Here is an 11923-nt window from a genome sequence, read left to right on the forward strand (position 1 = left end):
GTAAATACGAAAAATGGAGTTAAGTAACTTACAACCCGCCGCAGGATCGGCGAAAAACAAAGGCAAGCGAGTAGGTCGCGGACAAGGTTCCGGTAAAGGTGGTACTGCCACCCGCGGACATAAAGGTGCAAAATCACGTTCAGGTTATTCCAAGAAAATTGGATTTGAAGGTGGACAGATGCCCCTACAACGTCGTGTTCCTAAGTTTGGATTTACAAACATCAACCGTAAGGAGTATAAAGGCATCAACATTGATACTTTACAACAATTGGTTGACGACAAGAAAATAAAAGATACCGTTGACTTTGAAACTATATTTGGTTTAGGTCTTGCTGGAAAAAACGAAATGGTTAAGATTTTAGGAAGAGGAGAGTTAAAGGCAAAATTAAAAGTATCTGCACACAAGTTTACTGCCTCGGCAAAAGAAGCTATCGAAGCTGCCGGAGGCGAAGTAGTAACATTGTAACATAAGATACGGATGAAATTTATCGAAACCTTAAAGAATGTTTGGAAAATAGAGGAGTTGCGTAACCGCATCTTCCTCACTCTTGGAATGTTATTAGTGTACCGTTTTGGTGCACAAGTAGTGCTTCCAGGAATTGATGCAGATATGTTAGGACAGTTTGCAGGTCAATTTGATGCAGGTGGTATTGGAGGATTACTAAACGCATTTACAGGAGGGGCTTTTGCTAACGCTTCTGTTTTTGCATTGGGAATTATGCCATACATCTCTGCCTCGATTGTTGTGCAGTTAATGCAAATTGCAGTACCATACCTTCAAAAATTACAGAAGGAAGGCGAGAGTGGCCGTAAGAAAATCAATCAGATTACCCGTTGGTTAACAATCGGTATCTGTTTGGTACAAGCACCAAGTTATCTTGCAGGTCTTCCAGCAATGGGAGTGCCAGCAGAAGCTTTTATAATGGGGCAGAGCTTAATGTTCTATGTTTCCTCGGTTATAATCTTGGTTACTGGTACTATATTTGCAATGTGGCTGGGTGAAAAAATTACTGATAAAGGTATTGGTAACGGTATCTCCATATTAATTATGGTGGGTATTATTGCACGTTTACCACAGTCATTTGCTCAGGAATTTGTTTCAAGAGTAATGGAATCAAACGGTGGTTTGATTATGATACTTATTGAATTGGTTATCTGGTTTGTTATTATCCTCCTATCAATTATGTTGGTAATGGCTGTACGTAAGATACCAGTACAATATGCAAGAAGAACCGCAACTGGTGGTTACGAAAAGAATATTTTTGGAGCACGACAGTTTATTCCGTTAAAGTTGAATGCATCTGGAGTTATGCCAATTATCTTTGCTCAGGCAATTATGTTTGTGCCTTCTGCGGTAGCAAGTCTTTCTGAAAGCGATTTCGCTCAAGGAGTTCAAGCTACATTCAGTGATATTTTCGGACTCTGGTACAATGTTGTATTCGCCTTATTGATTATAGTATTTACATATTTCTATACTGCTATCACGGTGCCTACTAACAAAATGGCAGACGACCTTAAACGTAGCGGTGGTTTTATTCCAGGTATTAAACCAGGGTCACAAACCGCAGAATATTTAGATCGAATTATGTCTCAAATAACACTTCCAGGTTCTGTATTCTTGGCTTTGATCGCTATTTTCCCAGCGTTCGTTGTTAAGTTGTTAGGAATCCAGCAAGGTTGGGCATTATTCTACGGTGGTACATCACTACTAATTATGGTGGGAGTAGCAATCGATACAATGCAACAAGTAAACTCGTACTTATTGAATCGTCATTACGATGGTTTAATGAAAAGTGGCAAAAATAGAAAAGCAGTAGCATAATTATGGCAAAACAAAGCGCAATTGAACAAGATGGAAGTATAGTGGAAGCACTATCAAATGCCATGTTCCGTGTAGAATTGGAAAACGGTCACATTGTAACCGCACATATTTCCGGTAAAATGCGAATGCACTACATTAAGTTGTTGCCAGGAGATAAAGTGAAACTGGAAATGAGCCCGTACGATTTAACTAAGGCAAGAATAACATACAGATACTAATACAACAAACCTCACAGTTTGTTGGACTATATAAACAGAAACAGATGAAACCGGATGGTTCCATCTGACCTTTAAAAATTAAATACTAAAGACAGATGAAAGTTAGAGCATCCGTAAAGAAAAGAAGTGCCGACTGCAAGATTGTTCGCAGAAAAGGCAGATTATATGTAATTAACAAAAAGAACCCAAAGTTCAAACAAAGACAAGGATAAGTTATGGCAAGAATCGCAGGTGTAGATATCCCGAAGCACAAAAGGGGTGTAATCGCGTTAACGTATATCTTCGGAATCGGCAAAAGCCGTGCTGAAGATATTCTGAACAAAGCCGGAGTTGACGAAGACAAAAAGGTAAGTGAATGGAACGATGATGAAATCGGTGCTATTCGTGAAGCTGTAGGGTCTTTCAAAATCGAAGGTGAATTACGTAGTGAAGTTCAATTAAGTATTAAACGCTTAATGGATATTGGTTGTTACAGAGGTATTCGTCACAGATCGGGTCTTCCTTTAAGAGGACAGCGAACTAAGAATAACTCTCGTACAAGAAAAGGAAAACGTAAAACAGTTGCTAACAAGAAAAAAGCAACTAAATAAAACCTAGAGTTATGGCAAAGACAAGTCAAAAGACGTCAAAAACAGTTAAAAAACGCAAGGTTAATGTTGAATCAGTGGGTGAAGCGCATATTACAGCATCATTCAACAACATTATTGTTTCGTTGACAAATAAGAATGGAGATGTTATCTCTTGGTCCTCAGCCGGTAAAATGGGCTTCCGTGGATCTAAGAAAAACACGCCGTATGCAGCTCAATTGGCATCAGAAGATTGCGCAAAAGTTGCTCACGACGCTGGTTTACGTAAAGTAAAAGTTTACGTAAAAGGTCCAGGAAATGGTAGAGAATCTGCTATACGTGCTATTCACAATGCAGGAATTGAAGTAACCGAAATTATCGATGTTACTCCAATGCCGCACAACGGATGTCGTCCTCCAAAAAGAAGAAGAGTATAATAATTTTCAATAGTTAGATATACGGTTAAATTTAATCGTATATCTAATATTGTACATCAAAAATAATATCAACTGAAGGTATTTAGAAACTAAAGGATAAGAATAAGACCTTAATTTAGTTTTCCTTCATAATTAAAACCAAGAAATGGCAAGATATACTGGTCCAAAAACTAAAATAGCCCGTAAGTTCGGAGAAGCAATTTTCGGAGATGATAAATCTTTCGAAAAAAGAAACTACCCTCCAGGGCAACACGGTAACACACGTCGCCGTGGTAAAAAATCTGAGTACGCAATCCAATTAATGGAGAAGCAAAAAACAAAATACACTTATGGTATTTTGGAGCGTCAGTTCAGAAATATGTTCAAAAAAGCAACAGCAGCTCCAGGTATTACTGGTGCAGTATTGCTACAATTGTGTGAGTCTCGTTTGGATAACGTAGTGTACAGAATGGGGATTTCTCCAAGTCGCTCTGGTGCCAGACAACTAGTTTCTCACCGTCATATCACCGTTAATGGTGAAAAAGTAAACATTCCATCTTACCAGTTAAAGGCTGGAGATGTAGTGGCCGTTAGAGAGAAATCAAAATCTCTTGAGGCAATCAACAATTCGTTGGCAAATGCAAGTCGCGTTTATGAGTGGATTACTTGGAACGAAGAAAAAAAGGAAGGAACTTTTGTTTCTATACCTGATCGTCTCCAAATCCCAGAAAACATCAATGAGCAATTGATCGTCGAATTATATTCTAAATAATTAAAACACAGAAAGTCAATTATGGCAGTATTTAGTTTTCAGAAGCCTGATAAAGTTATAATGGTGAACTCCACCGATTTCGAGGGGAAATTTGAATTTCGTCCTTTGGAACCAGGTTACGGACTTACCGTTGGTAACGCATTAAGACGCGTATTACTTTCCTCATTGGAAGGATTCGCCATCACTTCGGTTCGCATGGAAGGCGTGGATCACGAGTTTTCTACCATTGCTGGAGTAGTGGAAGATGTTACCGAAATTATTTTGAACCTTAAACAGGTTCGTTTCAAAAGACAGATTGACGAGATAGATAACGAAACCGTTACTATTTCAGTTTCTGGAAACGAGCAGTTGAAAGCTGGTGATTTCCAAAAATTCATTTCAGGTTTTCAAGTATTGAATCCAGAATTGGTTATTTGCAATATGGAGAAGAAAGTGAACCTTAATATGGAAATCACTATCGAAAAAGGTCGCGGTTATGTTCCTGCAGAAGAGAACAAAAAAGCGAACGCTCCTTTGGGAACAATCTTTACAGATTCTATCTACACTCCAATAAAAAATGTGAAGTACAGTATTGAAAACTTCCGTGTAGAGCAGAAAACAGATTACGAAAAATTGGTTTTCGAAATCCAAACTGACGGATCAATTCACCCAAAAGATGCTTTAACCGAAGCTGCAAAAACGTTAATTCACCACTTTATGTTGTTCAGCGATGAGCGCATAACATTGGAGGCTGACGAGATTGCACAAACTGAAACTTATGATGAGGAATCCCTTCATATGCGTCAGTTGCTTAAAACAAAATTAGTAGATATGGATCTTTCGGTTCGTGCACTAAACTGTTTGAAAGCTGCAGAGGTTGATACATTGGGCGACCTTGTATCTTACAACAAAAATGACTTGATGAAATTCCGCAACTTCGGTAAAAAATCGCTTACAGAGCTTGAAGAGCTTGTAAACGTGAAAGGCCTTAACTTCGGGATGGATCTTGCAAAATATAAATTAGATAAAGATTAGAGAACTAACGATTTCAGATTTATGATTTCAGATTTCTGAAGTTATAAATCTGAAGTCAATATTCACCAATCAACAATCGTTAATCAATTTAACCCGTCATAATTTGCTCCCAGCCAAAGCTGGTCCAGTAGCAAGATGATGAAAATAAAAATGTCATGAGACACGGAAAAAAAATAAATCACTTAGGTAGAAAAAAAGCCCACAGACATTCAATGTTGGCAAACATGGCTAATTCTTTAATAGAACACAAAAGAATCAACACTACTGTTGCAAAAGCAAAAGCGTTGAAACAATTTGTTGAGCCATTAGTAACAAAATCTAAGGAAGACACTACGCATAACCGTCGTTTGGTTTTTGCGAAATTGCGTCAAAAAGAAGCAGTTGCTGAACTTTTTAGAACTGTTGCACCAAAAGTTGGTGACCGTCCAGGAGGTTACACTCGTATTATCAAATTGGGTAATCGTTTAGGTGATAACGCTGATATGGCAATGATAGAGCTTGTAGATTTCAACGAAATTTACAACGCAGGAAAAGCTACCAAGAAGAAAACTACTCGTAGAAGTCGTCGTGGAAGCACAACTGGAACTGAAGCTGCTGCCGCTGCACCTGCTGCAAAAGCCGCTCCAGCAAAAGCTGATAAAGAAGCTAAAAAAGAAGAGGAATAGTAACTATTTCATTTCACAAAATAAAAAAGGGATAAACGTTTTACGTTTATCCCTTTTTTTTTGTTTTCAACTTTCTGAATAATTGCAAATTACGTCGATAATATTTATAAATATACTTTTTTTAATTTTCATATAATTTATTTTCAAAGCACATTTGTGGGCTTTAAATCAAGGATTTAAGGTCTTAAATTTTAAGATTATGACAAAGAAATTACTAGTGATTGGAATGCTATTTTTTGGAATATTAATGAATGCTCAAAGCGTTTATCAATTTCAAACAGAAAATAATTCTTATCATAATCTTGTTGGTGCTACATCGCTAAATAATGGAAATGTTTGGGATGATCCAGAATACACTATTCCCATAGGTTTTAATTTTACAATTAGTACACACACTTTTAGCACTATTTATATTGTTGAATGGAGTAGTGGAGGTGAGCTTTCAACCAATAAGGTAGATGCAGGTATTTTGCCTATTATATCTCCGATTGGTCAAGATATTATAGATTTGGGTTTTGATTCTGGAATATCTCAATCAAATATTTCTTATAAATCTGAGGGAACGGTGGGAAACCGAATTTTAAAAATTGAATGGAACAATGCTGGTTTTTGGGAAGATTCTACAACAAGTGATTTTATGAATATTCAATTATGGTTATATGAGGGATCAAATATAATTGAATATAGATATGGTATCAGCGAAATTAATAATCCTATGGAATCATATATGGGCGCTACTGGTCCAGTAGTTAGTTTAATAACTGCACTGGATATGGATACAGGCGAATTAATTGAAAACGCATATCTTTTGAAAGGTAATCCTGCCAATCCAACTGTTGTTGTAGTTAATCCGGGTACTATATATGAAGGCGACTTTTTAATTGGATCCATACCAACGGGAACCGTTTATCGTTTTACACCATCAGCACTTTCAGTACAAGATTTTTCAAAAGTTAATTTTGAAAATTATCCAAATCCTACTTCTGATTATCTGAATATTAAAACTAGTTCAACTGATTATAATTTCAGTATCTACAATTCACTTGGGCAAAAAGTGAATGTTGCTTTAAATGATAATAAAATTGATATTTCCAACCTTTCCAACGGAATCTATTTCATAAAAATAGAAACTGAAACAGGATCGGCTACTAAAAAGTTTATAAAGCAATAAAAGAAATTTAATCGTTTTATGATTAGAAGTTTTCAGAAGTAATTCACAAAGGGATAAGCGTTTTCGTTTATCCCTTTTTTTTATACTATTTTTGCAAAGAATTTTAAGAAAGGTTCAACATTATAAATTGAAACTTACAACTTGAAACTTGAAACCCTTCACAGAATGAAATACCAAACACGAAAAAAAGCACTTATTTTATTAGCAGACGGAACCATTTTCTACGGAAAAGCGGTTGGAAACAAAGAAGGTTCAGCCTTCGGCGAAGTTTGCTTCAATACTGGAATGACCGGTTATCAAGAAATTTTTACCGATCCGTCCTATTTCGGACAAATTATGGTAGCCACTAACGCCCACATTGGGAATTATGGTGTTAATAAAGACGAAGTAGAATCTGAAGGAATAAAAATCGCAGGTTTGGTGGTGCGCAATTTCAGCTACCATTACTCACGTCCTGCTGCCGATGATTCATTAGAAGAATTTCTAAACAGAAACAATTTACTTGCAATAAGTGATGTAGATACGCGTGCTTTAGTAAGCTACATTCGCGATAATGGCGCGATGAATGCCGTTATTTCTACAGATGTTGACAATATTGAAGGCCTTAAAAAACAATTGGCAGATGTTCCAGATATGCACGGACTGGAGCTCGCTTCAAAAGTTTCCACAAAAGAACCATATTTATATGGAGATGAAAACGCTAAATACAAAATTTCAGCTTTAGATTTAGGGATCAAAAAGAACATCCTTCGCAGACTTGCAGAGCGCGATTGCTACATAAAAGTTTTTCCTTATAATGCCAGTTTTACAGAAATGGAATCTTTTAATCCAGATGGTTATTTTATATCCAACGGTCCTGGCGATCCAGAGCCACTTCACAGCGCTATTGAAGTTGTAAAAACCATTTTAGACAAAGAAAGACCAATGTTTGGAATTTGTTTGGGGCATCAAATGTTGGCCTTGGCAAATGGAGTTTCAACCTATAAAATGCACAATGGTCACAGAGGGATAAATCATCCTGTAATGAATCTTGTTACTGGAAAAGGTGAAATTACTTCACAAAACCATGGGTTCGCGATAAGTAGAGAAGAGGCGGAAGCCAATCCAAATATAGAAATAACCCACGAACATCTTAACGATCATACTGCCGCTGGTATTCGTTTAAAAAACAAACCAGCTTTCTCGGTGCAATATCATCCCGAAGCTAGCCCTGGTCCGCACGATGCTTCATATCTTTTCGATCAATTTATCGAGAGTATTGAAAATCATAATTTACAAAATGCCTAAAATTTTTAGACCTCAAGGGTTTCCAAAACCTTTGAGGTCTTTATATATATAAGAAACAATAACCAAAGATTAAAATCTAATGAGCATCATAATAGACATTATTGCCAGACAAATTTTCGATTCAAGAGGAAATCCAACAATTGAAGTAGACGTAATCACTGAACACGGTTTTATGGGTCGTGCCGCAGTTCCTTCGGGAGCATCTACGGGTGAACACGAAGCTGTTGAACTTCGCGATGGTGGAAAAGCATATATGGGAAAAGGCGTAATGAAAGCTGTTGAAAATGTAAGAGGAAAAATTGCTGGTACACTTCTCGGAATTTCTGTTTTTGAGCAGGAGCTTATCGACAAAACTATGATCGAATTGGACGGAACTCCTAATAAATCTAAACTAGGCGCCAATGCAATTCTTGGAGTGTCATTAGCGTGTGCGAAAGCAGCAGCCAATGAATTGGGCATGCCATTGTATCGTTACGTGGGTGGTGTGAGTGCAAAAACACTTCCTGTGCCAATGATGAATATTATCAATGGAGGGTCGCACAGCGATGCGCCTATTGCCTTTCAGGAATTTATGATTATACCAGTTAAGGCAAAAAGCTTTACGCACGCAATGCAAATGGGTTCCGAAATTTTTCACAACCTTAAAATAGTATTGCACGACCGCGGTTTAAGTACGGCTGTGGGTGACGAAGGCGGCTTTGCACCAACTTTAGATGGTACCGAAGATGCTTTGGATACTATCGCAAAAGCAACTAAGAAAGCTGGCTACAAATTGGGCGACGATGTAATGATTGCTTTAGATTGTGCAGCAGCAGAATTTTATGTGAATAAAAAATACGACTACACAAAGTTTGAAGGCGAGAAAGGAAAAGTTCGCACTTCAAAAGAACAAGCAGATTATCTTGCTGAATTATGTGAAAAATACCCTATTATTTCTGTTGAAGACGGGATGGATGAAAACGACTGGGATGGCTGGAAATATTTAACCGAAAAAATTGGACATAAAGTGCAATTAGTTGGCGACGATTTATTCGTAACAAATGTGGAAAGACTTTCAAAAGGTATTTCTGAGAAAATTGCAAATTCAATTTTAATAAAAGTGAATCAAATTGGTACACTTACCGAAACAATCGCTGCTGTAAATATGGCGCATAACGCTGGTTATACTTCAGTAATGAGTCACCGAAGTGGAGAAACTGAAGACAATACTATTGCAGATTTAGCAGTCGCGCTAAACTGTGGTCAAATAAAAACTGGTTCGGCATCGCGAAGTGATAGAATGGCGAAGTATAACCAACTTCTAAGAATAGAAGAACAATTGGGAGAAGTTGCTTATTTTCCGCAACAAAATGCCTTCAAAATATAACTTATTACGATTCTTTATAAAAACCTCGCTTATGGCGAGGTTTTTTTTCTTCAATAATTAGCTTCATAACCGATTATTTAAGGTTTATTTAACCTAACATAACTCACAATTGTTAAAAAAATCACTTTAGATTTTGTAATTTAGCATTTCTGAATAAATTAAAAAACACACAATATTTTATGGCAAAGATGGCGACCCTCGAGATAGATGGTAAAAAGTATGAATTCCCCATTGTTGAGGGAACTGAGAATGAATTAGGAATAGATATAAAGAGCCTTCGTGCCAGCACTGGTGGTGTTGTTACTTTGGATCCAGGATATAAAAATACAGGTTCTTGCGAAAGTGCAATTACTTTTTTAGATGGAGAAAAAGGAGTTCTGCGTTACCGTGGTTATTCAATTGAAGAACTTGCGGAAAAAGCTCATTTCTTAGAGGTTTGTTACCTTCTTATTTTTGGTGAATTGCCTACCGATGAACAACTCAAAAAATTTCACACAGATATAAAAGCACAGTCACATGTTGACGAAGATGTAAAACGTATTTTGGATGGTTTTCCAAAGGCTGCACACCCAATGGGAGTGCTATCTTCACTAACATCTGCCTTAGTAGCGTTTAATCCTTCTTCAGTAAATGTAGATAGTGAGGAGGATATGTACAAAGCCATTGTAAAAATTCTCGGGAAATTCCCAGTTTTAACCGCTTGGACATACAGAAAACGCATGGGACTTCCGTTAGATTACGGCGGAGATTCTCTAGGATATGTGGACAACTTCTTAAAAATGATGTTCAAAAAACCTAGTGGGGATTATACTACCAATGATACTGTATTAGAGGCTTTGGACAAGTTATTGATTCTTCATGCAGATCACGAGCAAAACTGCTCTACATCTACAGTTAGAATTGTAGGTTCATCGCATGCTGGTCTTTTCGTTTCTATTTCTGCAGGAATTGCAGCACTTTGGGGACCACTTCACGGAGGGGCAAACCAAGCTGTTATTGAAATGCTAGAGGCTATAAAAGAAGATGGTGGCGACACCAAAAAATTTATGGCTAAGGCGAAAGACAAAGACGATCCGTTCCGTTTAATGGGCTTTGGACACAGAGTTTATAAGAATTTTGATCCACGCGCTAAAATCATTAAAAAAGCTGCCGATAGCCTTTTAGATAATTTAGGAATAGAAGATGAAATTCTAGTTATTGCAAAAGCACTTGAGAAAGAAGCTTTAGAGGATCCATATTTCGTTGAAAGAAAATTATATCCAAACGTAGATTTCTACTCAGGTATAATATATAGAGCCTTAGGTATTCCAGTTGAAATGTTTACACCAATGTTCGCTTTAGGCCGTTTACCGGGTTGGATCGCACAGTGGAGAGAAATGCGTCTTAACAAAGAACCAATAGGTCGCCCACGTCAGATTTATACTGGCGAAACCCACCGCGATTTCGTGCCAGTGGAGAAAAGATAACTTTTATTTTAATACATTTGAAAGCACCTCGGAATCGAGGTGCTTTTTTTATATTTGCCGTATGATCAATTTAAATATTAACGACGAAACTTCTCAACTTCGTGCCGTGGTATTGGGCCGCGCAGATAGTAATGGACCTGTGCCAAGGTTAGAAGATGCTTACGACCCCAAATCTGCTGAACATATTAAAGCTGGAACATATCCTAAAGATGAGGATATGGCGAAGGAAATGGAGGCGGTTGCAGCTATTTTTGAAAAATACGATGTAAAGGTTTACAGACCCCACTCTATAAAAGATTACAATCAAATTTTCTCGCGAGACATAGCATTTGTTATTGAAGATAAATTTATAATAGCAAACATACTCGATGACCGCTCTATGGAAATTGAAGCTATTGAGCATGTAATTAATCAAATTGATCCTTCAAAAGTTATTGAATTCCCCGAAAACGCACATATTGAAGGCGGCGATGTAATGCCTTGGGGTAATTACATTTTTGTGGGAACGTATTACGGCGAAGACTACCCGAGTTTTATAACGGCTCGCACGAATATGAACGCTGTAAAACATCTTCAAAAGCTGTTTCCGCATAAAAAAGTGAAGTCTTTCAACCTTAAAAAAAGTAATACAGTTGCAGATGAAAATGCGCTGCACTTAGATTGCTGTTTTCAACCTTTGGGTAACGGAAAAGCAATTATTCATAAGGAAGGTTTTTTGATTGAAGAAGAATATGAATGGTTAGTGAATTTCTTCGGAAAAGAAAACTGTTTTCATATTACAAAGCAGGAAATGTATAATATGAATAGCAACATTTTCTCTATTTCGCCAGACGTTGTTATTTCAGAAAAAAACTTTACAAGACTCAATACTTGGCTGCGTGAACAAGGCTTTACGGTAGAAGAAGTGCCGTATGCCGAAATTTCAAAACAAGAAGGTCTGCTTCGTTGCTCAACGATGCCATTAGTAAGAGATTAATCTAATAGTCTTTAAATTTTTGGAACCCAAAGCATTAAAAAATTATTAAAGAATAGATTAAGGTTTCAAAAGGTGTAAACTCCTTTCGGTACGAGTAGGGTTTTTTTTGGCAATTGGAAAAAGGAATTAATAATTTTATAGGGTTTCATCAACACTATCAGATATCTACAAATTTTAGGCTTTA

At 37.1% G+C, this 11923-nt stretch carries 14 protein-coding genes; all 14 read left to right on the forward strand.

What is annotated here, in order from left to right; translation table 11 throughout:
• Positions 1-13: 13 nt before the first annotated feature.
• The 14 genes from rplO to AC3RVF_RS09820 all read left to right on the forward strand — a co-directional run bounded on the left by rplO (position 14) and on the right by AC3RVF_RS09820 (position 11739).
• Entirely contained in the window at positions 14-466 is a 453-nt protein-coding gene (rplO, locus tag AC3RVF_RS09755; RefSeq protein WP_489691455.1) for a 50S ribosomal protein L15, read from the forward strand.
• 12 nt (positions 467-478) lie between these two features.
• Positions 479-1822: a preprotein translocase subunit SecY gene (gene secY / locus AC3RVF_RS09760; protein ID WP_489691456.1), complete on the forward strand. Its 1344-nt coding sequence runs from the start codon at positions 479-481 to the stop codon at positions 1820-1822.
• A gap of 2 nt (positions 1823-1824) precedes the next feature.
• Positions 1825-2040: a translation initiation factor IF-1 gene (gene infA, locus AC3RVF_RS09765; protein ID WP_026452613.1), complete on the forward strand. Its 216-nt coding sequence runs from the start codon at positions 1825-1827 to the stop codon at positions 2038-2040.
• Between the two features lie 95 nt (positions 2041-2135).
• The gene (gene ykgO, locus AC3RVF_RS09770; protein WP_009779203.1) at positions 2136-2252 is read left to right on the forward strand and encodes a type B 50S ribosomal protein L36; all 117 of its coding nucleotides are present in this window, start codon (positions 2136-2138) and stop codon (positions 2250-2252) included.
• A gap of 3 nt (positions 2253-2255) precedes the next feature.
• On the forward strand, positions 2256-2630 hold the full coding sequence (gene rpsM / locus AC3RVF_RS09775; RefSeq protein ID WP_489691457.1) for a 30S ribosomal protein S13: 375 nt from the start codon (positions 2256-2258) through the stop codon (positions 2628-2630).
• A gap of 11 nt (positions 2631-2641) precedes the next feature.
• Complete coding sequence (rpsK, locus tag AC3RVF_RS09780; RefSeq protein ID WP_489691458.1) at positions 2642-3043, forward strand: 30S ribosomal protein S11; 402 nt, start codon at positions 2642-2644, stop codon at positions 3041-3043.
• 145 nt (positions 3044-3188) lie between these two features.
• Entirely contained in the window at positions 3189-3794 is a 606-nt protein-coding gene (gene rpsD / locus AC3RVF_RS09785; protein ID WP_489691459.1) for a 30S ribosomal protein S4, read from the forward strand.
• Between the two features lie 21 nt (positions 3795-3815).
• Positions 3816-4808 carry a DNA-directed RNA polymerase subunit alpha gene (locus AC3RVF_RS09790; protein WP_489691460.1) on the forward strand — a complete coding sequence of 331 codons (993 nt, stop codon included), beginning with the start codon at positions 3816-3818 and terminating at the stop codon, positions 4806-4808.
• A 155-nt stretch (positions 4809-4963) separates the two neighbouring features.
• Positions 4964-5473, forward strand: coding sequence for a 50S ribosomal protein L17 (gene rplQ / locus AC3RVF_RS09795; protein ID WP_489693275.1), 510 nt, complete (start codon positions 4964-4966; stop codon positions 5471-5473).
• A gap of 199 nt (positions 5474-5672) precedes the next feature.
• Positions 5673-6644, forward strand: coding sequence for a T9SS type A sorting domain-containing protein (locus AC3RVF_RS09800; RefSeq protein WP_489693276.1), 972 nt, complete (start codon positions 5673-5675; stop codon positions 6642-6644).
• Positions 6645-6809: 165 nt separating this feature from the next.
• A complete protein-coding gene (gene carA / locus AC3RVF_RS09805; protein WP_489693277.1) occupies positions 6810-7931 on the forward strand; it encodes a glutamine-hydrolyzing carbamoyl-phosphate synthase small subunit in 1122 nt (373 codons plus the stop codon).
• Between the two features lie 79 nt (positions 7932-8010).
• The gene (eno, locus tag AC3RVF_RS09810; RefSeq protein WP_489693278.1) at positions 8011-9297 is read left to right on the forward strand and encodes a phosphopyruvate hydratase; all 1287 of its coding nucleotides are present in this window, start codon (positions 8011-8013) and stop codon (positions 9295-9297) included.
• A gap of 179 nt (positions 9298-9476) precedes the next feature.
• Complete coding sequence (locus AC3RVF_RS09815; RefSeq protein ID WP_489691464.1) at positions 9477-10763, forward strand: citrate synthase; 1287 nt, start codon at positions 9477-9479, stop codon at positions 10761-10763.
• 61 nt (positions 10764-10824) lie between these two features.
• Complete coding sequence (locus AC3RVF_RS09820) at positions 10825-11739, forward strand: dimethylarginine dimethylaminohydrolase family protein (RefSeq protein WP_489691465.1); 915 nt, start codon at positions 10825-10827, stop codon at positions 11737-11739.
• The last annotated feature ends 184 nt before the right edge of the window (positions 11740-11923 follow it).

It is taken from the genome of Aequorivita sp. IT1183 (genome assembly GCF_058068265.1).